We start from the raw sequence: 24,123 nt of genomic DNA on the forward strand, positions 1-24,123 counted from the left end.
AATGGATATAGAAAAAATGACCACAACAATGCAGCAAACCCTTGGCGAAGCTCAAAGTATTGCTGTAACAAGAAAACATCAAGAGATTGATCTTCTCCATTTATGGAAAGTATTTTTGACTCCTGAACATTTTGCACGTGGACTTTATCAATCTCTAGGAATCGATACAGATGATTTTGAATTTTTTGTAGACCAAGAATTAGACAACTACCCAACTGTTGAAGGTTCAAATGTGCAGTATGGACAAGGAATGAGCCAAAACCTATATCGTTTGCTAACAGAAGCAGATACCTTGAGGGCTGAATTTCAAGATGATTTCCTTTCAACTGAAATTGTTTTGTTAGCACTTATGAAATTAAAGAACCACAGTTTAACAAAGTATTTAACTAAAAATGGATTAACTGAAAAAGCATTAAAAGCTGAAATTGAAAAAATAAGAGGAGGAGATCGCGTGACCTCACAAAATCAAGAAGAAACCTATCAAGCACTTGAAAAATATGGAACCGATCTAGTTAAAGCGGTAAGAAGTGGAGATCAAGACCCAGTCATTGGAAGAGATGATGAAATTCGTGATGTGATTCGTATTTTATCTCGTAAAACAAAGAATAACCCTGTACTGATTGGAGAACCTGGTGTTGGTAAAACAGCCATAGTAGAAGGGTTGGCACAACGAATCGTTCGAAAAGATGTTCCTGAAAACTTAAAAGGAAAAACTATTTTTTCATTAGATATGGGTGCATTAATCGCAGGGGCTAAATACCGTGGTGAATTTGAAGAACGGTTAAAAGCAGTCTTAAAAGAAGTGAAAAAAAGTGAAGGGCAAATTATCTTATTTATTGATGAGATCCACACTATTGTAGGTGCCGGTAAAACAGAAGGCAGCATGGATGCAGGAAATCTATTGAAGCCTATGTTAGCTCGTGGCGAATTGCACTGTATTGGCGCAACCACACTAGATGAATACAGGAAATACATGGAAACGGATAAAGCGCTTGAAAGACGCTTCCAGAAAGTGCTCGTTGATGAGCCAACGGTAGAAGAGACCATCAGTATTTTAAGGGGATTAAAAGAACGATTTGAGATTCACCATAGTGTAAATATCCATGACAATGCTTTAGTTGCTGCTGCAACGTTATCAAACCGTTACATTACGGACCGTTTTTTACCGGATAAAGCCATTGATTTAATAGATGAAGCTTGTGCAACAATTCGAGTGGAGATGAATTCACGACCTACTGAATTGGATCAAGTTTCGCGTCGTTTGATGCAGCTGGAAATCGAAGAAGCAGCGTTGAAAAAAGAGAAAGATGATGCTAGCATCCGAAGATTAGATATCATTCAAGAAGAATTATCTAATCTTCGTGAAGAAGCCAATCAGTTGAAAATGAAATGGGAAACTGAAAAAGAAGAAGTCGCTAAATTGCGTAATAAACGTGCTGAAATTGAAAAAGCGCGTCATGAGTTAGAAGAAGCTGAAAGTAACTATGACCTAGAACGTGCCGCTGTTTTAAGACATGGGCAAATTCCTGCTTTAGAAAAAGAATTGAAAAATCTGGAAGAGGAACAATTAGCTGCCCAAGGCAATTCAACCAGGCTTGTGCAAGAATCGGTAACGGATGAAGAAATTGCTGTCGTTATTGGTCGGATGACGGGTATTCCTGTTAGTAGATTAGTTAAGGGAGAACGTGAAAAATTGATGCACTTAGATACGTCATTAAGTGAACGCGTTATCGGTCAAGATGAAGCGGTACAAAGTGTATCAGATGCTGTTATCCGGGCTCGAGCTGGCATACAAGATCCTAATCGTCCACTAGGTTCATTCCTGTTTCTAGGACCTACTGGTGTAGGGAAAACCGAATTAGCTAAAGCTTTAGCCGAAAACTTATTTGACTCGCAAGATCATATGGTGCGGATCGATATGAGCGAATATATGGAAAAACATACTGTTTCAAGATTAGTAGGAGCGCCTCCTGGTTATGTTGGATATGATGAAGGAGGACAATTGACCGAAGCGGTAAGAAGAAGTCCATATACTATTGTTTTATTAGATGAAATTGAAAAAGCACATCCGGATGTATTTAATATTTTATTACAAGTATTGGATGATGGACGCCTAACCGATTCTAAAGGCAGAATGGTCGATTTTAAAAACACCGTTTTAATCATGACAAGTAACATTGGTTCTGATCTATTGTTGGAAGGGACGGATGAAAAAGGACAAATAAAAGAAGCGACGAAAGAACATGTGATGTCCTTGTTAAAAACGTCCTTTAAACCAGAATTTTTAAATCGAATCGACGATACGATTTTGTTTGCCCCACTTAGCATACAAGTTGTGAAGAAGATTGTTCTCAAATTAGTACGCAATTTGTCAGAACGTTTAGCAGAACAAGATATTGAGCTGACTATTTCAGATGAGGCACAAATATGGATAGCAGAAAAAGCTTACGATCCTATGTATGGTGCGAGACCGTTGAAGAGATTTATTACTAAAGAAGTGGAAACACCTTTAGCTAAAGGAATCATTTCTGGAGAAATCCCACCAAAATCTAAAGTAACGATTACCTTAAAAGAGGATCAATTATCTTATGAGACAACAATTTTAAATGATTAAACAAAAAAAGACATTCATTAGAATGTCTTTTTTTGTTTATAAGAGCTTATTTAGCTGCATGTCCGTGTTTTTGATCAGGAAAAGACTTGGCAATTAAAATAACCATAACGCCAATAAATAAGCCAATAGCAGATGCTGTAACAAAGTCATACGAACCGCTTGATAATGAGCTGCCAATGTAATTTACCGCTTGTCCTATAAGGAATCCCCAAAATAATGTTACTAAATATTTCATGATATAACCTCTCTTCTTTTACTCGTTCATTTTAGCACTTTCAAAAACTTTGTAAAGCAAAAGTAAGTAGAAATTTTATTGATCATAGGTTGCTTTAAAATAATGCAGAAAAAATAAAAAGTTCTTTTTAGAAGGTTTGCGTATCCGAATCTTAGAAGGGTATAATGGATAGTAATGAGTTAGAATGGGGTGACAAAATGTCATTTGTACAATTGCAAGTTATTAGTTCATATAGTTTATTACAAAGTACAACTTCAATTGAAGAATTAGTGGTCAAAGCAAAAGAAAGAGGTTATCAAGCGATTGCCTTAACAGACCACAATGTCTTATATGGAATGGTTGACTTTTATAAAATGTGCAAAAAACATCAGATCAAACCCATTTTAGGGTTAACGTTAGATATTGGTGGCACTGTAAATAACGAAGAGACATATTCACTTATTCTATTAGCTAAAAATGCTAGAGGATATGAAAGTTTAATGGCTCTTTCAAGTGAAAAAATGTTATTAGCTGAAAATGAACGTCTTACAATTAAACAAATAAGTCAATACAGTCAAAATTTAATCGCAGTCACACCTGGGGAAAAGGGAGAAGTAGAATCTCTTTTACTTCAAGATGAAAAAAAATCAGCAGCAACAGTTGTTAAAGAATGGCAAACTGTTTTTCCTGAGCAGCAATTTTATCTTGGCATACAGCTGCATCAAAAACTAAAGAAAATTAAAGATGCAATAGATGAACTAGCAAATAAAACGGGCACTTTAACAGTTGCATTGCAAGATATTCGGTATATTGATGCAGCTGACGACTTTAGTACTACAGTATTAAGAGCAATCAATAAGGGAGAGACTCTCTCTCCTCAACAAGCGACTGAAGAAGGCGAGTATTATTTGCCTGAAAGCAATCAGGTAGAACAGTTATTTATAGATAATGACTTAGAAAAAGCTGCTCAACGGACCAATGAGATAGCTGAAATGATTGATGCGGATATATCCTTACATCAACAATTATTGCCAAAATTCCCTTTACCTAAAGACACAATGACAACGGAGTTTTTAAAAGAACAATGCCTAAAAGGGTTAACATTGAGAGTACCTCAATCAGATGAACGATACACAAAGAGATTAAATTATGAATTAGCCGTTATTCAAAAAATGGGGTTTGAAGATTACTTTTTAATTGTTTGGGATGTCATGGCGTATGCTCACAAAGTTAAAATCGTTACAGGTGCTGGTAGAGGTTCAGCAGCTGGCTCTTTGGTGGCGTATTTACTGGAAATCACAGACGTTGATCCAATTGAGTATAATTTATTATTTGAACGATTTTTGAATGAAGAACGGTATACAATGCCGGATATCGATTTGGATTTCCCTGATAATCGTCGCGAAGAAATTTTACTTTATGTAAAAAGTAAGTATGGTCAAAATCATGTTGCTCAGATAGCCACTTTTGGAACCTTAGCAGCTAAGATGGCTCTAAAAGATGTAGCACGAGTATTTGGGTTAAGTCCTTCAGAAGCAAATGTTTGGTCAAAGGCTATTCCCAAAATATTGGGCATCACTTTAGAAAAAGCCTATAAAGAATCAGTAATGCTCAGAAAATTAGTTGAAGAAAATGATAAAAATAAGTTGCTATTTAAAACAGCCAAAAGAATTGAAGGTTTGCCTCGTCATATATCGACACATGCAGCCGGAATCGTTATCAGTGATAATCCATTAACTCAGTATGTACCTTTGCAAAAAGGTGGAGGAGAGATTCTATTAACACAATACCCGATGGGAAATGTAGAAGAAATCGGGTTATTGAAAATGGACTTTTTAGGGTTGAAAAATTTAACGATTATTGACAACACGTTAAAATTGGTTCAAAGGGAAACAGGCAAACGCTTGGATCTTTTGACTATTCCAATGCAAGACCAAGAGACTCTTCAATTATTCCGTCAAGCAGATATGGTGGGAATTTTTCAATTTGAATCTACTGGAATAAAAAATGTTCTTCGTAGATTAGAGCCTTCTTCAATCGAAGATATCGCAGCCGTAAATGCTTTGTATCGTCCAGGTCCAATGGAACAAATCGATACCTTTATTAAAAGGAAAAAAGGTATCCTTCCTATAGAATATCCTCATGAAAGCTTGTCAGAAATTTTAGCGGTCACTTATGGTGTAATGGTTTATCAAGAACAAGTCATGCAGGTGGCTGCTAAAATGGGTGGATATACTTTAGGTCAAGCAGATATTTTAAGACGAGCGATCGGGAAAAAACAAAAATCAATTATTGATAAAGAGAGACACCATTTCATTTCTGGTGCAAAACAATTAGGATACACTAAAGAAGTAGCCATGCAAGTTTATGATTACATCGAACGATTTGCGAATTATGGGTTTAACCGTTCCCATGCAGTAGCGTACTCTTTCATTGCTTATCAGATGGCCTATTTAAAAGCGCACTACCCGAATGCTTTTTTTGTGGCGCTATTAAATTCAGCTCTAAACAGTTCTGCTAAAATGAAAGAGTATATTATTGAAGCAAAGAAAAGAAAAATAAAAGTTATCCCACCTAATATCAATACGAGTTTCAGCGGATTTACATTAACTGAAAATGATATTTTATTTGGTTTCAATTCAATCAAAGGGCTAAGAAGAGATATGATTGTCGAAATAATCCAAAATCGGAAAAATAATGGAAGATATTTAGATTTGATTGATTTTCTAAAAAGATTGGATAAAAAATGGTTGAAGCCAGAATACATTAAACCTTTAATTTACGCTGGAGCATTCGATCAATTTGATTACTCTAGAGGTGCTCTTTTAGCATCTGTTGATGGAATTGTTCAAAGTATAAAAATGAGCGGAAATAATATTGGTTTGTTTGAATTATTAAAACCTAAATATGAATTTGCCCCAGATCTAACGCTGGAAGAAAAACTTGAAACAGAAGAACAATACTTAGGCACCTATTTGTCAGGTCATCCAACAGAAAAGTATGATCAGCTGAGGCAATGGAAACAAGTTGAGTATATAAGCGAGTTGACTGTTGGAAAAACAAGTAGAATTATCGGGATGATAAAAAATGTGCATAAAATCCGCACGAAAAAAGGCGAATCTATGGCTTTCGTAACGATTAGTGACACTTCTGGAGATTGCTCGCTCACACTCTTCCCAACAAAATATCGTCAATTTATTGATGTTCTTAATAACGGAACTATTTTATACGTTTCCGGGAAAGTCGATTCAAAACGTGAAGATACACCTCAAATGATCGTCAGTCAAATAGAAGATGTTAATAGCGTAATGGACAATTATACCACTAAGAAATGCTTTATACGGATTCAAACTTTGCAGAATACTAACGATACGTTAGAACAAATGAAAAAAATGATGATGAAGGCAAAAGGCAATATACCGGTCGTTCTCTATTATGTACAAACAAACAAAAAAATTGTTTTAGCAGAAGAGAATTGGATCCAGGACACACCAGAATTAATGGAACAATTAGAAGAACTGCTTGGGAAAGAAAATGTTGTGATCAAAAATAGTTAAATATAAGTATTTTTTTAATAAAAACTGATTTTTAAAAAGACAAGCCGTTATAAAAATGGTAGAATAGCAGTTGAGCTTATGTTTGTAAGTTTGAACCAAGAATGATTTGTGCTAGAATATATAAGTGTAATGAGTAAAAAGATTTTTTAAATGATACTAGTTACGAGTTGTTTAGAAGACCTGTTTACTTTAATCTATTTTATGAGGTGAAGTCAGTATGAAACGTATTGCTGTTTTGACAAGTGGTGGAGATGCTCCAGGAATGAATGCAGCTATTCGAGCTGTTGTGCGTAAAGGTCTTTATGAAGGTATGGAAGTATATGGTATTAACTATGGCTATGCTGGTTTGGTAGCTGGTGATATACGTAAATTAACTCGTAGAGATGTAGGTGATAAGATTTCGAGAGGTGGAACTTTTCTCTATTCTGCTCGTTATCCTGAATTTGCTACTGAAGAAGGTCAATTAAAAGGTATTGAACAACTAAATAAATTTGGAATTGAAGGCTTAGTAGTTATTGGCGGAGACGGTTCTTATATGGGTGCTGCTGCTTTAACTAGACACGGCTATCCAACTGTAGCTTTACCAGGTACGATCGACAATGATATTCCAGGTACTGATTTTTGTATCGGTTTTGATACGGCTATAAACACTGTATTAGATTCTGTTGATAAAATCCGTGATACAGCAACAAGTCACGTGCGTACTTTCATTATTGAAGTCATGGGACGTAATGCAGGAGATATCGCATTATGGACTGGTGTAGCAGGAGGAGCAGAACAAATTATTATTCCTGAAACAGAATTTAATATGGAAGAAATTGCAGGCACGATTCAAAAAGGTCGTGAACGTGGTAAAAAACACAGTATCATTATTTTAGCTGAAGGCGTAATGAACGGAAATGACTTTGCAGATGAGTTATCAAAATTTGGTGATTATCAAGCTCGTGTTACGGTTCTAGGGCATGTTCAGCGCGGAGGTTCTCCAACTGCTCGTGATCGAGTACTATCAAGTGTTTTTGGTGCGAGAGCTGTTGATTTATTAAAAGTTGGTAAAGGCGGATTATGCATAGGAATCGTAAACAATAAAATTGTTGAAAATGATATTGTTGAAACCTTGAAAACAAAAAAACATATGCCTGATGTCAGCTTATACAAATTAAATCAAGAAATATCTTATTAAACGAATTACAAACTTTAAAAAATTGTAATAAAAAATTGCTGTTGGGAGAGATAATAGAATGAAAAAAACGAAGATTGTATGTACGATTGGTCCAGCAAGTGAAACAGTTGATCAACTGGTTCAAATGATAGATGCAGGTATGAATGTAGCCCGCTTAAACTTTTCACATGGTGATTTTGAAGAGCATGGTGCGCGTATCCAAAACATTCGTGAAGCCTCAAAACGTACTGGCAAAATGGTAGGAATTCTATTAGATACAAAAGGTCCTGAAATGCGTACACATAACATGAAAGATGGTCGTGTGGATTTTGAAGCAGGAGACGTTGTTCGCATCTCAATGACAGAAGTTGAAGGAACAAAAGAAAAATTCTCAATCAGTTACCCTGAGTTGATCAATGATGTAAACCCTGGAACTCACATCTTATTAGATGATGGTTTAGTGGATCTTGAAGTAACAGATTTAGACCATGCAAATGGTGAAATTGTTGTATTAGTTAAAAATCCTGGAACATTGAAAAACAAAAAAGGTGTTAACGTACCAGGCGTATCTGTTAACTTACCAGGTATTACTGATAAAGATGCTGCTGATATTCGTTTTGGTTTAGAAAATGATATTGACTATATTGCTGCAAGTTTTGTACGTCGTGCAAGTGATGTATTAGAAATCACACAAATTCTTGAAGAAGAAAACATGACACACGTTCAAATTATTCCTAAAATTGAAAACCAAGAAGGCGTAGATAACATTGACGAAATCTTGAAAGTTTCAGATGGATTAATGGTTGCACGTGGAGACTTAGGAGTTGAAATTCCAACAGAAGAAGTTCCTATTGTTCAAAAAGCACTTATCCAAAAATGTAATCAAGCTGGTAAGCCAGTTATCACAGCTACACAAATGTTAGACTCAATGCAACAAAATCCACGTCCAACTCGTGCGGAAGCAAGTGACGTTGCAAATGCTATCTTTGATGGTACAGACGCTATTATGCTTTCTGGAGAAACTGCTGCTGGGGATTACCCTATTGAAGCTGTACAAACTATGGCGCGTATCGCTATTCGTACAGAAGAAGCGTTAGTAAACCAAGATGCATTTGCATTAAAAGCTTACAGCCAAACAGATATGACTGAAGCTATTGGTCAATCAGTAGGACATACTGCTCGTAACTTAAACATTCAAACAATTGTTGCAGCAACTGAATCTGGGCATACTGCACGTATGATTGCAAAATACCGTCCAAAAGCTAACATCGTTGCAGTTACCTTTACAGAACGTCAAATGCGTGGTTTAGCATTAACATGGGGTGTTTCTCCAGTTGTTTCTGAAAAACCTGGTTCAACTGATGATATGTTTAATCTTGCTACTAAAATCGCTCAAGAAACTGGATTTGCTTCAGCAGGAGATTTAATCATCATTACTGCTGGTGTGCCAGTTGGAGAACGTGGAACAACTAACTTAATGAAAATCCAATTAATTGGAACTAAATTAGCTAGTGGTCAAGGTGTAGGATCAGATGCTGTTATTGGTAAAGCAACTGTCGCAACAAGTGCTGATGAAGCAAATAAAAATGCTGTTGAAGGTGGAATTTTAGTTGTTAAAACAACAGATAAAGACTACTTGCCAGCAATTGAAAAATCATCAGCTTTAGTAGTAGAACAAGGCGGTTTGACTAGTCATGCAGCTGTTATTGCTATTGCAATGAACATTCCTGTAATTGTGAATGTTGAAAATGCAACAACACTTATTAAAAATGATGAATTAATTACTGTTGACTCACGTCGCGGAATTGTTTACCGTGGAGCTACTACAGCAATCTAATTACAATTAACTAAACAAAACTCTCTTGAGGATTGATTTTAGATCCGATAGAGAGTTTTTTTTTGAGAAATTTATTATTTAGTTTACATAAAAAAAATATGGTAAACTTGTTTTAAATAAATTGTTCCTTACTTTCTATCTACTTCTTTTTCCTATAAAATGAAATAGATGGATCAGTAGAACAAAAAGGTACAGATTATTTTGAAATATATGGAGGAAAAAAATATGAATCAATCATTAGGAAAAGTCATTACAGGACTTGTTACAGATGTAAACGAGGACGCGTTTTTTATACAAAAAGATGGAGTAACTTATAAGTTAGATAAAGCAGAAGGAATGGAATACAAACTTGGAGATACCGTAGAAGGTTTTGCTTACATCTCAATGGATAAAGATTTTATGTTGACTCAAGACATACCTAAAGCTCAAGTTGGACATTACGCGTGGGGAACGGTTATAGATACACGTAAAGATCTAGGTGTATTTGTAGATGTAGGTTTACCTGATAAAGAATTAGTTGTTTCGCTTGACGAGTTGCCTACCATTAAACAATTGTGGCCTAAAAAAGGTGACCGTTTACTGATAACAATAAGAGTAGATGACAAAGACCGCATGTGGGGAGAACTGGCAAGTGATGAAGTCTATCAATCGCTAGCAAAAAAAGGAACAGAAGAATTAATCAATCAAAATATTAAAGGAACAGCTTACCGCCTGAAGATGATTGGAACTTTTATTTTGACAGAAGATAACCAAATTGGATTCATCCATCCTTCAGAACGTAAAGACGAACCTCGTTTAGGAGAAGTTGTATCTGGACGTGTCATAGGTGTCAGACCAGATGGTGTTATAAATGTATCTTTAATGCCACGTGCCTATGAAGCTATAGGAGACGATGCTGCAATGTTGATGGCCATTTTAGAAAGAACAAAAACAGGTAGTTTCCCTTATACCGACAAAAGTTCGCCAGAAGATATTTCTGATCGATTTGGAATCAGTAAAGGTCAATTTAAGCGTGCTATTGGAAATTTAATGAAACAACGTTTAATCGTACAAGAAGATGGCGAAACAAAACTTGTTTCACCCGTAACTAAAGTAGAAAATGAAGAAGAACGAATAGAACTAGATAATGAATAATCTAAAGAAGGCAGTTCACAAAGTGTTCTTGCCTTCTTTTTGTATGTCACTCAATGTAGTATGTTTAATGTGATAGAGGTGAAGAAATTGAATGAAGATATAGAAGAATATATACGTTTTCTTACAATCGAACGTGGTCTTTCAAAAAATACAATTGAAAGCTATAAAAGAGATATCAAACAATATTTGGTTTTTATTGAACAAACTAAGGTAATCGAATGGAATCAAATTGATCGGTATACTGTGTTGTCATTTTTACAGAATTTAAAGGAGAAAGAAAAATCAGCAGGTACTATTATTCGAATGATTTCTTGCCTAAGACAATTCCATCAGTTTTTAAAACAGGAACAAATAGCTCAAAGTGATCCGATGTTACATATCGACACGCCAAAGAAAGCACAAAAATTACCAAAAGTATTGTCAATCAAAGAAGTAGATCGTCTAATAGAAACTCCGAATACAGGAGTGACTTTAGGATTAAGAGATCGGGCCATGCTTGAAGTAATGTATGCAACTGGTTTGCGCGTTTCTGAATTAACAGAATTAAAATTAGATGATTTGCATTTATCACTTGGATTAATTCAAACAATTGGTAAAGGTGATAAAGAACGAATCATTCCCTTAGGAGATATGGCAATCACATGGATTGAAAAATATTTACGCTATAGTCGGACAAAGTTAGAAAAAGAAGGTCAGCGTTCACCGTACTTATTTCTAAACCACCATGGGCGTAAATTAACCAGACAAGGTGTATGGAAAAACTTGAAAATAATCGTAAAAAACGCTGGGATTGAAAAAGAAGTGACACCTCATACCTTGCGTCATTCTTTTGCGACGCATTTATTAGAAAATGGTGCTGATTTAAGAGTGGTGCAAGAGTTGTTAGGTCATTCAGATATCTCCACAACTCAAATATATACACATATTACCAAACAAAGGATGTCAAGCGTTTACAAAACCTATCATCCCAGAGCTTGAAAAATAAAGTATTCTGAGTTTTGCTCGCTTTATTGTGTACTTTTTACTATAATGAAACTGTAGAAACCTATTATTAGGAGGATGAAGAACGAATGTCATATAAAAGAGTGCATTTAATCGTTATGGATTCAGTTGGTATTGGTGAAGCGCCTGATGCTGATAAATTTAATGATTTAGGAAGCGATACTTTAGGTCATATTGCGCAAGAGGCTGGCTTGACAATACCTCATTTAGAACAATTAGGGCTTGGAAATATAAAACCGTTGAAAGATGTTCGCAGTGTGGCAGATAGTTTAGGGTATTATACTAAATTAGAAGAAGTATCAGTAGGTAAAGATACGATGACTGGACATTGGGAAATTATGGGGCTGAATATTCAGACTCCATTTCGTGTTTTTCCAGAAGGTTTTCCAGAGGATTTATTAAAAAAAATTGAAGACTTTTCTGGTCGTAAAATTGTTGGAAATAAACCAGCAAGTGGGACAGCTATCCTTGATGAATATGGACAGCACCAATTAGAAACAGGAGATTTGATTATCTATACGTCTGCAGATCCTGTGTTACAAATTGCAGCTCATGAAGAGGTTATCCCCTTAGAAGAGTTATACCGTATTTGTCAATTTGTAAGAGATATTACAAAAGAAGATCCTTACATGATTGGCAGAATTATTGCTCGCCCATATATTGGGAAACCAGGTAATTTCTCAAGAACAAGTGGACGTCATGACTATGCGTTAGATCCTTTTGGAAAAACCGTCTTAAATCATTTAAGCGAAGCTGGAAAAGAAGTAATTGCAATTGGTAAAATCAATGACATTTATAATGGAAAAGGAATTACTGATTCGTTACGTACGGAAGACAATATGGATGGTGTGGACAAATTATTGACCGTTATGGACAAAGATTTTGAAGGGCTTAGCTTCTTAAATCTTGTTGATTTTGATGCTAAGTTTGGGCATCGGCGTGATGTTGCTGGTTATGGTAAAGCAATAGATGAATTTGATAATCGAATTGATGAAATTGTTGGGAAATTAAAAGAAGACGATTTATTATTGATTACAGCTGACCACGGAAATGATCCGACAGCTCCTGGAACAGATCATACAAGAGAATATGTTCCTTTACTAGCATATTCCCCTTCTATGAAAGCGCACGGAGAAATTCCTCAAGGACACTTTGCTGATATTGGAGCGACTATTGCAGAAAACTTCAATGTTCAAGATACTGGTTTTGGGAAAAGTTTCTTAAAGGAATTAAACTAAAAAAGAATTATTGGAGGACGGTTATGACTACTGCATTGTCAAATAAAATAAATGAAGCAAAAAATTATATCCTAGAAAAAGGCGTTCAAGATATCGAAATAGGCTTAATTTTAGGATCAGGATTAGGTGAATTGGGCGATGAAGTTGAAGATGCAATTGCGATTTCTTACAGTACAATTCCTCATTTTCCTGTTTCTACTGTAGAAGGTCATGCTGGACAATTAGTATATGGAACACTTGGTGGTAAAAAAGTACTAGCTATGCAAGGACGTTTTCATTTTTACGAAGGTTACTCTTTAGAAGAAGTAACTTTCCCGATACGTGTAATGAAAGCTTTAGGTATTCATTCTCTAATCGTTACAAATGCAGCGGGTGGAGTTAACGCTGACTTTACACCTGGGGAATTAATGATGATTACAGATCAAATCAATTATACAGGTGTAAATCCTTTGATTGGACCAAATGATGCTTCTATGGGGCCACGCTTTACGGATATGAGCCATGCTTACGATGCAACGTATCAAGAAACAGTCCGTTCTGTGGCAAAAGATATGAATATCGACTTAAAAGAAGGTGTTTATATCGGGTTTTCTGGACCTACTTACGAAACACCTGCAGAGATAAGAATGGTTCGTCTTTTTGGAGCCGATGCAGTAGGGATGTCAACTGTTCCGGAAGTTATAGTAGCAAAACACGCCGATATGAAAGTAATCGGTATTTCATGTATCACTAATTTAGCAGCAGGGATGCAGGCTCAATTAAATCATGAAGAAGTTGTTGAAACTACTCAACGTGTTAAACATACGTTTAAAGCATTCGTAAAAAATATCCTTTCAGAAATGTGATCAGACAAATACAAAGAGAAACTGTAAAAATCTATGGTTTAATAGCCGTAATTTTAATCAGTTTCTCTTTTCTTCATCTTGTGATCAAGTTGGAGAATGAAGCGATGTAGGCTTATTCAAGGTACAAGCCTACATTGAGAAATGCTTTTTTTTGTGTTAAAGTAAGTAAAGCAAAAAACAAGAGAAATTGAAATGAGGATAGTCGATTAATGGATGAAAGATTACTAACGGGCACAATGAGAATGAATGAAGCTAACCATTTAGAAATTGGTGGCGTAGACACAGTTTCATTGGTTGAAAAATATGGAACACCAGTCTACGTATATGATATTTCTCAAATAAAATACAAAGCACGTACATTCAAAAAGGCTTTTCAAGATCGTAACATTAAAGCTCAAGTTGCCTATGCCAGTAAAGCATTTTCTTGTTTGGCAATCTATCAGTTGATGGCAAAAGAAGAAATGTCATTAGATGTTGTTTCTGGTGGAGAATTATTTACAGCTATTCAAGCGGAATATCCAAATAAAAAAATTCATTTTCATGGGAACAATAAGTCAGATTCAGAAATTATTGCAGCTTTGGATTATGACATTGGTTGTTTTGTTGTCGATAATTTTTATGAATTAAATAAATTGAATGAATATACTAAAAAACGCCAGCAAAAAGTGTCTATTCTATTACGGGTAACTCCTGGAGTCGAAGCTCATACTCATGAATACATTACCACTGGACAGACCGATTCTAAATTTGGATTTGATCTAGAAAATGGCCAAGCAAAACAAGCTTTAGAAATGTCCTTGGAAATGCCATATATCGATGTCCTGGGTTTGCATTGTCATATTGGTTCACAGATTTTTGAAACAGACGGCTTTAGTCTAGCGATTGATAAACTAATGATGCAGTCAAAAGAATGGCAAGTATTGTTTGGTTTTCAATTGCGTGTTTTAAATGTCGGTGGAGGTTTTGGTATTAGATATACATCTGAAGATGAACCATTGCCAATTGAAGATTATGTAAATAACTTAATTGATGAAGTTCAGTCTGTTTCAGAAAAAATTCAACTGCCCTTGCCTGAAATTTGGATTGAACCAGGTCGTAGTCTAGTTGGTGATGCAGGGATAACCTTATATCAAGTCGGCTCGCAAAAAATGATACCTGATGTTCGAAACTACCTAGCCATTGATGGCGGTATGACGGATAACATCAGACCTGCCTTATACGATGCAAAATATACAGGAGTTTTGGCTAATCGTGTAGCAGATGCAGTAGAAGAAATTTACTCTATAGCCGGTAAATGTTGTGAGTCTGGCGATATGTTAATTTGGGACCTGCCACTGCCAAAAGCAGATGCCACTGATATTTTAGCTGTTTTTAGTACAGGGGCTTACGGTTATGCAATGGCCAGCAATTACAACCGCATTCCAAGACCACCAGTAGTATTTGTTGAAAATGGAAAAGATTTTTTGGCTATTAAGCGAGAAAGTTATGCAGACTTAATGAGATTAGAATGCTCTCTTTATTAATATAGATATGCGCTAATATTTAGTGTTGCAAGCTTAAGGCGCTAGGAGGAAATTATGTTACTCGATTACAAAAATGATTATGAAAAAATTTCAATGGGGTTGCTCTCATTTGTTCCAGACTTAAAAGACGTTTCACGTTTGAAAGATGAAATGGATTGGTATCAAAGTAAAGAAGATCGCAAACTTTATTTATGGAAAAGTGAGGACACTCAAGATATCGTAGGTGTAATAGGCGTAGAAATTGGAAACGATATGATATTGTTAAGACATATCTCAATCAATCCCTCATATAGAAATGAAGGCATTAGTTATAAAATGTTAGAAGCTTTAGAGCATCGTTTCCTACAAAAAAAAATAATGGGAACATTAGAAACGTCTGCTTTAGTTGCTAAGTGGGAACAAGAAAAAAGTAAACAGAACCAACAGCAGATCTTAGTATCTGATGATGAAAAAGGCGAGGGTTAGATGTCATCCGATATAAATATAAAAACCGATGCGTTTGAGGGGCCGTTAGACTTACTGCTGCACTTGATCAAACATTTAGAAATCGATATTTACGATATTCCAATTGCTGATGTAACGTCACAATATTTAAATTATATTCGAGCAATGAAAGTATTGCAGCTAGATGTTGCAGGTGATTATTTAGTTATGGCCGCTACGTTGATGGCCATTAAAAGCAAACTTCTATTGCCTAAACAGGAAATCGATGCAGATCAAGAAGATGAAGGGTTTTATGATTCTGGTGAAGATCCTCGAGATGCCTTAGTAGAACAATTGTTAGAATACAAAAGATTTAAATCAGCCGCAGCTTTGTTAAAAGTTAAAGAAGAAGAACGAAGTCTTTACTTTTCTAAGGAGCCCGCTAATTTAGTACTGTTACAAGAAAAGGTTCCTCTCGAACCTCTACAAATCAGTACATTTGATTTAGTAGCTGCTTTTCAAGAAATGTTTAATAAGAAAATGAAAAAAGTCCCCTTACAAACAAAAATTAAAGCTGAAGAGACCTCAATTAATGAGAAAATGGATTTTATTATGGGGAAACTGAGAAATGTAAAAGCCCACCAAGGGGTTTTGTTTGCAGGTTTTTTTGAAGAGCCAACAAAAAATGAGATGGTAACGACCTTTATGGCTTTACTTGAACTCATCAAGGAAAAAGATATTTACATTCAACAAGAATTAACCTATGGAGATATTATTGTCTATCCATCAGAAACAGAAGAAATAGGTGATGAGTAGTATGGATGAATTAGCAGCAATTGAGGCACTTCTTTTTGTAGCTGGAGATGAGGGGATGACACTAGAAGAAATTTCAACTCTTTTAGAGTGTTCCACTCAGCAAGTGTATCAATTTCTGATGAGACTTCAAAAAGAGTACGAAACGATGTCTACCAGTGGGCTAATGTTGCTTGAAGTGGGAAATCACTATCAACTAGCGACAAAAAAAGAGTATGCAGATGTCATAAAAAAGTATGCAATTTCGCCTTTGACCACTAATCTTTCACAAGCAGCACTAGAAACACTTGCCATTATAGCCTATAAGCAGCCGTTGACTCGTATGGAGATTGATGAAATACGAGGAGTGCAAACAAGCGGAGCACTACAAAAACTCACGCTTAGAGGGTTGATTGAACCAAAAGGCCGAGCAGAAGGTCCTGGAAGAGCTATTTTATATGGGACTTCGGACTATTTTATGGATTACTTTGGTCTAAAAAATCTAAACGACCTACCTAAGATAACCGAATTAGAAACTGAAACTAACGAAAAAGAATCAGATTTATTTTTTGAACGTTTTAACCAGCAGTTTGAATAAGAATAAAAATAGAGTTGTATGAAGGAGAAATTATGGAAAGATTGCAAAAAGTTTTAGCTCATGCCGGAGTAGCCTCGCGACGTAAATCAGAGGAACTTATTTCTAAAGGACATGTTAAAGTAAATGGAAAAGTTGTTAAGGAAATGGGAATTCAAATTGGAAATTCTGATGTAGTGGAAGTGGATGGAGTTCCGATTTATAGAGAAGAACCGGTCTATTTTTTATTAAATAAACCTAGAAATATGATTACAGCCGTTTCAGATGATAAGGGACGTCCTGTAGTAACGGATTTGTTTGCTAATATCGAACAACGAATTTATCCAGTAGGCCGATTAGACTATGACACAACAGGAGCATTGATGTTAACAAATGACGGGGAACTTTCCCAATTATTGATGCATCCTAAGTATCAAATAGATAAAACGTATGTTGCTAAAGTGAAAGGTTTAGTTGATCGAAAAGCATTGAATAAACTTGAAAAAGGTATCGTCGTCGAAGGTAAAAAAACGGCACCAGCTAAAGCTAAGATCCTTTCATCTGATCGAGCAAAAGATATCACTATGGTGGAATTAACAATACATGAAGGTCGCAATAGACAAGTAAAAAATATGTTTCAAGCTATTGGGCATCCGGTAGAAAAATTAAAAAGAGAATCTTATGGTACTTTGACGTTGGATGGATTACAACCAGGCGAATGGCGTGAATTAAAGACTTTTGAAATCTATCAATTGCGTAATTCAGCAATTCAAGAAGAAAATAATTAAATGATTAAAGAGCTTGAATAAAAATCAAGCTCTTTTTTTTATAGATAAATAATAATTTAATTTTTCTATTTTTTTTTAATAAATACTTTCTTTTGAGAACGTTTTAATATTTCAACAAGGAATCATATCAATTAGTTGAAACTTGTAACAAATGTTGTGTATACTGATATCAGACTAAATTTGTGTGTGAAAGTGCTAAAGGAAAATGATGAGGTGGAAATATAATGGAAAATGATGTAATGCATCTATTAGTAGTAGATGACGAAGATCGTATTCGTAGACTATTAAAAATGTATCTAGAGAGAGAGAATTATGTCATTTCTGAAGCAGATAATGGCGAAGATGCCGTTAAGATGGCTTTAGAAAATGATTACGATTTGATTCTGTTAGATTTGATGCTTCCTAAAATGGATGGTATTCAAGCTGCTGAGAAAATAAGAGAAAGTAAAAATACTCCGATCATGATGCTGACCGCTAAAGGGGAAGAAGTTAGTCGTATAGAGGGATTTGAAGTTGGTGCAGACGATTATATTGTTAAACCATTTAGTCCGAGAGAAGTAGTTTTAAGAGTATCGGCTATTCTAAAAAGAACCCAAAGCGGAAAACCAAAAGAAAAAGAAAATCCTGATTTAATTAAGATGCCTCATTTTGAAATAGATGACCAATCTCATCGTGTCTTGGCAGATGGCAATGCTGTTAATTTGACTCCAAAAGAATATGATTTATTGTTGTATCTGGCACAATCTCCGGATCAAATTTTTGGAAGAGAACAGCTCTTACGTGAAGTCTGGAAGTATGAATTTTTTGGTGATTTAAGAACGGTAGATACTCATATCAAACGCTTAAGAGAAAAATTAACGAAGCATTCTGAACCGGCCGCAAAAATGATTGTGACTGTATGGGGTCTTGGGTATAAATTTAATTCTTTTCCAGAAGAATCTGAAAAGTAGGTCGGGATATGTTTAAATTAAATAGCCTAGTAACCCGTACTTGGGTAGTAACCATGTTAGCTATAGGTTTTTGTTTTTTTACCTCAACTCAAGTATATGGAATGATTTACAAAAAAAATATTGAAGAAAACTATATAAAAGATTTTGAAAATTCAATGGATGCTATTGCAACCATGTCTGAAGAAGATCCAAATTTTTTAATAGAAAATTTGGATAAAATAAGAGCTTTTAATTCACATCTTTTTTTAGGCTTTCAGCAAGGAGATGAACCAATAGTTTATTCTTCAAACGTTGATTTGGATAAACAATTAAAAGTTATAGAAAAAGTTAAGGCTACCAGTCAAGTGAACGCAGCATTAAATAGTGGAAAAGATGCATTAATTAAAGATGAAGTAGCATTTGATGGAGAATCAAAAACACCTTTTATTATGAAAATCAAGCATTTTAGTCTTAATAATCAAGAGGGTCAACTATACATCTATGGAGATTTAACATTTTTAAATAAAACCCATAGTAGAATGGCAATGTGGTCAATTGCGAATTTAATTCTTTATATTATAATAGGAATTTTATTGTTTTATTATTTCCAACGCAGACTAGGTCATCCTTTAACTCAATTGAGAGATATTGCTTACGACTATGCTAAAAATGATTTTTCAAAACAAACGCAGTCGAATTACAAAGATGAGTTAGCTCAATTAGCGCTTGCTATGAATAAGATGGGTAAATCATTGGAAGTAACTGGAGCTGCAACTAGACAAGAAAAAGAATTATTAGAAAATATTGTTACGTCCATCTCGACTGGTGTATTGTATTACAATCAGGATAAAACTTTGTTGATGTCTAATCCACTTGGTGATGAGTACTTACAACACTTGTATCGATCAGATCAAGTGATGAAAACAGTTGTACCTGAAGTGTTAGAATACCGAATTGATTCTGTTATCAAATTCCCAGAAAAAGTAAGCTACGAAAACAATATCGATGATTATTATTACAATATAACGTTGATACCACTTTTTGATGAAAATTTAGAAAGTGTTCGTGGTGTATTGGTTTCTATTCAGAACATCACTAAAGAAAAAAGACTTGATATTATGAGAAATGATTTTATTAACAACATCTCTCATGAATTAAGAACACCTTTAGTTATGATTCAAGGTTACAGTGAGGCTATCTTGGATGATGTAGCCGAAACGCAAGAAGAAAAAAAAGAAATGGCTAAGATAATCGGTGAAGAATCTATTCGAATGAACCGTATGGTCAATGAAATGCTTGATAGTTCTAGAATGGAAGCTGGTTTTATTAATTTGATTAAGCTAGATGTTCAGTTAGACGACTTTTTTAACAAATTATTTACGCGATTTGCTACGATGTCTGAAAAAAATAATATTGAAATGACATTGACGATTGATCCTAATTTAGATTCTTATTATATGGATGAAGATAAGATGAATCAAGTATTTGTAAATTTGATTAATAATGCAATTAGACATACTAGTTTGTCTAATAAAGAGCATAAAAAAGTTGAAATTTGGGTTCATTTGGATAGAATCATGGATGAGGTTCTAATCGAAGTAAAGGATAACGGAACAGGTATTTCTGAAGAAGACATCCCATATGTTTTTGATCGTTTTTATAAAGCTGACAAATCACGTACTGTAATGAAAGGAAACAAAACGGGAACGGGTATTGGCTTATCTATTGTTAAAAACATTATAGAAGCGCATGGTGGCTTTGTTGAAGTAAAAAGTGTTGTGCATGAACACACTGTTTTTATTATTCATTTGCCGTATATTGATTGATTCATTAATATAAAGTAAGTAACTATTGATTTTTCTTTTATTATGATATACAATTAAAGTGTAAAAAAAATATAAAGATTCGTCTTCAGGGGCAGGGTGAAATTCCCGACCGGTGGTATAGTCCACGAGCTAAATAGCATTATTTAGTTGAACTGGTTTAATTCCAGTACCGACAGTAAAGTCTGGATAAAGAAGATGGAGTTTATTTGAATAGGTTTCATTATTCAAGTGCTCTGTTTAATTATCTGAAGATAATTAGGACGAGCATTTTTATGTTGTTTTTATTTAAATAAACTCAGAAATGCCTATGCTGATGAATCCTTTTAGGAGGATTTTTATGCAAACTAGCAATACGAAAAAAATGGTGGGAATCTCCATGTTGGCTGCTTTTGCAACCATATTGATTTCATTTGGTTTTCCAATAATTCCAGGAGTTACTTTTCTTAAAGTAGACTTTAGTGATATTCCTGTTTTGATTGGAATGTTTTTATACGGCCCCGTTGGAGGCATAATGGTTGCGTTTATACGTTCATTACTTCATTATATTCAAACGGGTGGTGACGCAGGATATCCCATTGGGGATACTGCAAGTTTTATAGCTTCTGTCGCGTATACATTGCCAATCTATTTAATCATGAAGACTAAAGTTCATGATATGAAAAATATTGTGTTTGCAAATGTGATTGGAACAGCATCTTTAACAGTTGTTTTATCATTGGTAAATTATTTATTCTTACTTCCTTTATACTTAAAGGTATTAAACTTTAGTGTAGGACCTATTAGAGAGTATCTTTTAATGGGTGTTATACCATTTAATATAATAAAAGGAGCAATAGTAAGCACAGTATTTATCTTAATCTTTGCAAAATTAAAAAATTGGTTGTTTCGTAATCAAATGACAAAAGTTAGTTTTAAATAAAAAAAGAGAAATCGCAAATTTTTGCGGTTTCTTTTTTTCTAAGCTTATGTAAACGCTCCTGATTAATATTTATTAAAATTTATAAAAGAATACCCTAAAATTAGTTATTTTTGGTATATTAGGTTTAACGATGTATCAGCATAGCTGTTAGGATTGTTAAAGTATCTGAAATGAGGGTGAATGTCTTGGATCAATCGTTATACAGTCAGTTTTTCTGTCTTTCATTATTTTCTAAAGACTATCTAATTAAACCTTCAACGTTATACCATATCTTAACAGGAAAAAGAACCGCTTCTATTTTATTCAAAGCGCATATGTACAATATGATAAAGTTTTTTTCGATTTTTCCTAATTTAAAACGAGAGCAGTATAATCAGATGATTCAAGTTTTTATTACCAGAGGTTGGATCAAAGCAAACGACACAAGTGGGGAGTTTTATCTTTCTGAACAAGGAAAGGCAGAAGTAGAGCTCTATTTTTCTGAACATTTTTATCCCACACATTTAAACCAATTACTAAATGGAAAAGCTACTAAGGAATTTTGGAAGAGAATAGTATTTTTGACTCAAGTTCTTTCGGAATTACGGTACCAAAATAAACGGTATTTGCCTCTTGAAAAAGAATGGAAAAACCAACTTTGGGTAAAAAATTGGTTGAAAAATATTCCATTGGATAAACAAGATCTTGCTCAATCTTTCGGGAAGGAATGGATTCAGGCGTTAACCAATTTGGATCCATTTTCTGCAGAAATAGTAGTATCACAATTGACAGGCCATGAAAAGTTTGGAAAAACGATCGCTCAATTAGCTGCGATACATAAAATTGAAGCTTTAGAAATAGCTTTTTTACTTCAACATGCTATTATTCAATTAATGGATCAAGTTGTTCAAAATAAAGAAAATTATTCTTTGTTTTATTTAATTTATCAAGAATGTATTGGAGATCCTTATAGCAGTCTAAGTCAAAGCACAAGATTGACCGCTTATTATTTAGATAAAGGACTATCTATTGAAAATATTGCACTAAAGAGAAAATTAAAAGCAAATACTATTTCAGAACACGTGATTGAATTGGCTATTATTTTTCCGGATTTCAATGTTTCTAATGTAATACCAGATAGTGAGTATCAACGTTTAATTACAGCGTTTCAATCTAATGAAAAAATTACCTATGAAGAATTAGAAAAAGAGATACCACAGGTCCCTTTTTCATGGTATAGATTGATTCAAGTTGAAAGGAGTCGTGCTGATGGATAATAAAGAACTCATCAAACAAAATTTAGAGAACTATTTTGGGTACACTTCTTTTAGAAATGGGCAAGAAGAAGCCGTGTTAGCAGCTTTAGAAGGAAGGCACACTTTAGTTATGCTGCCAACAGGCACAGGGAAATCAATTTGTTACCAATTAACAGGTTATTGTTTAGATGGTCTGGTAGTGATCGTTTCGCCACTACTGTCATTAATGCAAGATCAAGTAGAACAGTTAAAACTTAACGGTGAGAAAAGAGTTGCAGCTATCAACAGTTTGATGGATGCACAGGAAAAAGAATGGGTTTTAAAGCATTTATCTCAGTATAAATTTATTTTTCTTTCACCTGAGATGCTTCAGCAGGAATATGTGATGGCTTATTTAAAAAAAATTCCAATTGGTCTTTTTGCCATTGATGAAGCCCATTGTATCTCTCAGTGGGGATTGGATTTCAGACCTGATTACTTAGATCTAGGATTGATTCGAACACAACTAAACTTCCCGTTAACCATGGCGTTAACCGCTACAGCTACAAAACGTGTACGAGAAGAAATTTTAACGTCATTGCATATTGACGATGGAAATACAAAGGAAATTGTTTATTCAGTCGACCGCTCAAATATTGCTTTTTCTACAATTATTTGCGACCGAGACAAGAATCAGCACTTAATGAATCAAATTGAAAAATTGAAGAAACCAGGGATTATTTATTTTTCTAGTAAGAAAACAGCTGATGAAATTGCTGGTTTGATTCGAGAAAAAACAACCATTAGTGCAGAAAGTTATCACTCCGATATAGAATCAGAAGATAAAATTAAAATACAACAGCAATTTGTTCATGATGAAATTGATATTATTTGTGCAACAAGCGCATTTGGAATGGGTATCAATAAAAGTAATATTCGATTTGTTATTCATTATCATCTTCCTGGCAGTCCTGAAGCTTATTTGCAAGAAGTCGGAAGATGCGGCAGAGATGGAGAACCAAGCTTGGCTCTATTGCTATACGAACAAGGAGATAGTATGATTCAATTTCGGTTGCAAGAGGATACATTACCGACAGTTGAGATGTTGGAATACGGATATAAAAAAGGCGTGATTCCAGAAGGGAGTTGCAGCCCTTCCCAAAAGCAACTAATAGAAAATTATGTAAAATCCGATCTATCTATTGAAACAGCTAAGCAGCAAGTAAAAAGTAGAATTGTATACAAGCAGCAACAATTGTATTATATGATGGATTATGCGGAAACAGCTAGTTGCAAAAGAAGCTTTCTTTTGCATTATTTTGATGAAATATTAGAGGACAAACCAAATCGTTGCTGTATTAATTGTAATCTTAAAGTCGTTGATTTTTACGGCGAATCTGATTTGAAACAAAAAATAGGTTCTCGAAATGAAAAAAGTTGGGAAGAAACTATAAAGGATTTATTTTTAATAGGAAATTAATAAGACAATTCTGCGTAAAAATGATACAATAATACAGAGTTTAGTCTAGGAGGAG

General features: G+C 34.6%; 19 protein-coding genes and 1 riboswitch. Of the genes, 18 read left to right on the top strand and 1 reads right to left on the bottom strand.

The window, feature by feature from the left end:
- Position 1: 1 nt before the first annotated feature.
- The gene (gene clpB / locus ACKI3H_RS01305) at positions 2-2,614 is read left to right on the top strand and encodes an ATP-dependent chaperone ClpB (protein ID WP_407370501.1); all 2,613 of its coding nucleotides are present in this window, start codon (positions 2-4) and stop codon (positions 2,612-2,614) included.
- Between the two features lie 46 nt (positions 2,615-2,660).
- Here the strand turns inward: clpB and ACKI3H_RS01310 are convergent, their stop codons facing one another.
- Positions 2,661-2,849: a YjzD family protein gene (locus ACKI3H_RS01310; RefSeq protein WP_407370502.1), complete on the bottom strand. Its 189-nt coding sequence runs from the start codon at positions 2,847-2,849 to the stop codon at positions 2,661-2,663.
- Between the two features lie 197 nt (positions 2,850-3,046).
- On the opposite strand from ACKI3H_RS01310, the gene dnaE reads away from it, so the two are divergent.
- The 17 genes from dnaE (at position 3,047) to ACKI3H_RS01395 (ending at position 24,068) form a co-directional block, all read left to right on the top strand.
- Positions 3,047-6,385, top strand: a complete 3,339-nt coding sequence (dnaE, locus tag ACKI3H_RS01315) for a DNA polymerase III subunit alpha (protein WP_407370642.1) — start codon at positions 3,047-3,049, stop codon at positions 6,383-6,385.
- A 217-nt stretch (positions 6,386-6,602) separates the two neighbouring features.
- Positions 6,603-7,565, top strand: coding sequence for a 6-phosphofructokinase (gene pfkA, locus ACKI3H_RS01320; protein ID WP_407370503.1), 963 nt, complete (start codon positions 6,603-6,605; stop codon positions 7,563-7,565).
- A 58-nt stretch (positions 7,566-7,623) separates the two neighbouring features.
- Positions 7,624-9,381 (top strand): pyruvate kinase, encoded by a 1,758-nt coding sequence (pyk, locus tag ACKI3H_RS01325; protein ID WP_407370504.1) that lies wholly within the window; start codon positions 7,624-7,626, stop codon positions 9,379-9,381.
- 225 nt (positions 9,382-9,606) lie between these two features.
- Positions 9,607-10,515, top strand: a complete 909-nt coding sequence (locus tag ACKI3H_RS01330; RefSeq protein ID WP_407370505.1) for a S1 RNA-binding domain-containing protein — start codon at positions 9,607-9,609, stop codon at positions 10,513-10,515.
- A gap of 87 nt (positions 10,516-10,602) precedes the next feature.
- On the top strand, positions 10,603-11,493 hold the full coding sequence (gene xerD, locus ACKI3H_RS01335) for a site-specific tyrosine recombinase XerD (RefSeq protein ID WP_407370506.1): 891 nt from the start codon (positions 10,603-10,605) through the stop codon (positions 11,491-11,493).
- A 92-nt stretch (positions 11,494-11,585) separates the two neighbouring features.
- On the top strand, positions 11,586-12,755 hold the full coding sequence (deoB, locus tag ACKI3H_RS01340) for a phosphopentomutase (RefSeq protein WP_407370507.1): 1,170 nt from the start codon (positions 11,586-11,588) through the stop codon (positions 12,753-12,755).
- A 23-nt stretch (positions 12,756-12,778) separates the two neighbouring features.
- Positions 12,779-13,600: a purine-nucleoside phosphorylase gene (locus ACKI3H_RS01345; protein ID WP_407370508.1), complete on the top strand. Its 822-nt coding sequence runs from the start codon at positions 12,779-12,781 to the stop codon at positions 13,598-13,600.
- Between the two features lie 209 nt (positions 13,601-13,809).
- A complete protein-coding gene (gene lysA / locus ACKI3H_RS01350) occupies positions 13,810-15,123 on the top strand; it encodes a diaminopimelate decarboxylase (protein WP_407370509.1) in 1,314 nt (437 codons plus the stop codon).
- A 54-nt stretch (positions 15,124-15,177) separates the two neighbouring features.
- Entirely contained in the window at positions 15,178-15,588 is a 411-nt protein-coding gene (locus ACKI3H_RS01355) for a GNAT family N-acetyltransferase (RefSeq protein WP_407370510.1), read from the top strand.
- Positions 15,589-16,362, top strand: coding sequence for a segregation/condensation protein A (locus ACKI3H_RS01360; RefSeq protein WP_407370511.1), 774 nt, complete (start codon positions 15,589-15,591; stop codon positions 16,360-16,362). It abuts the gene before it with no gap.
- A 1-nt stretch (position 16,363) separates the two neighbouring features.
- Positions 16,364-16,936 (top strand): SMC-Scp complex subunit ScpB, encoded by a 573-nt coding sequence (scpB, locus tag ACKI3H_RS01365; RefSeq protein ID WP_407370512.1) that lies wholly within the window; start codon positions 16,364-16,366, stop codon positions 16,934-16,936.
- A 32-nt stretch (positions 16,937-16,968) separates the two neighbouring features.
- The gene (locus tag ACKI3H_RS01370; protein WP_407370513.1) at positions 16,969-17,700 is read left to right on the top strand and encodes a pseudouridine synthase; all 732 of its coding nucleotides are present in this window, start codon (positions 16,969-16,971) and stop codon (positions 17,698-17,700) included.
- A 224-nt stretch (positions 17,701-17,924) separates the two neighbouring features.
- On the top strand, positions 17,925-18,650 hold the full coding sequence (locus ACKI3H_RS01375) for a response regulator transcription factor (RefSeq protein ID WP_407370514.1): 726 nt from the start codon (positions 17,925-17,927) through the stop codon (positions 18,648-18,650).
- Between the two features lie 8 nt (positions 18,651-18,658).
- Complete coding sequence (locus ACKI3H_RS01380; RefSeq protein WP_407370515.1) at positions 18,659-20,455, top strand: ATP-binding protein; 1,797 nt, start codon at positions 18,659-18,661, stop codon at positions 20,453-20,455.
- Positions 20,456-20,532: 77 nt separating this feature from the next.
- A riboswitch (FMN riboswitch) is annotated at positions 20,533-20,656 on the top strand.
- A gap of 136 nt (positions 20,657-20,792) precedes the next feature.
- On the top strand, positions 20,793-21,374 hold the full coding sequence (locus ACKI3H_RS01385; RefSeq protein ID WP_407370516.1) for an ECF transporter S component: 582 nt from the start codon (positions 20,793-20,795) through the stop codon (positions 21,372-21,374).
- A 185-nt stretch (positions 21,375-21,559) separates the two neighbouring features.
- Positions 21,560-22,630 (top strand): helix-turn-helix domain-containing protein, encoded by a 1,071-nt coding sequence (locus tag ACKI3H_RS01390; protein WP_407370517.1) that lies wholly within the window; start codon positions 21,560-21,562, stop codon positions 22,628-22,630.
- Positions 22,623-24,068, top strand: a complete 1,446-nt coding sequence (locus ACKI3H_RS01395; RefSeq protein WP_407370518.1) for a RecQ family ATP-dependent DNA helicase — start codon at positions 22,623-22,625, stop codon at positions 24,066-24,068. The genes ACKI3H_RS01390 and ACKI3H_RS01395 overlap by 8 nt, the downstream gene beginning before the upstream one ends.
- The last annotated feature ends 55 nt before the right edge of the window (positions 24,069-24,123 follow it).

The sequence above is a fragment of the Carnobacterium sp. genome (assembly GCF_045617425.1).
Taxonomy (GTDB): Bacteria; Bacillota; Bacilli; order Lactobacillales; family Carnobacteriaceae; genus Carnobacterium_B.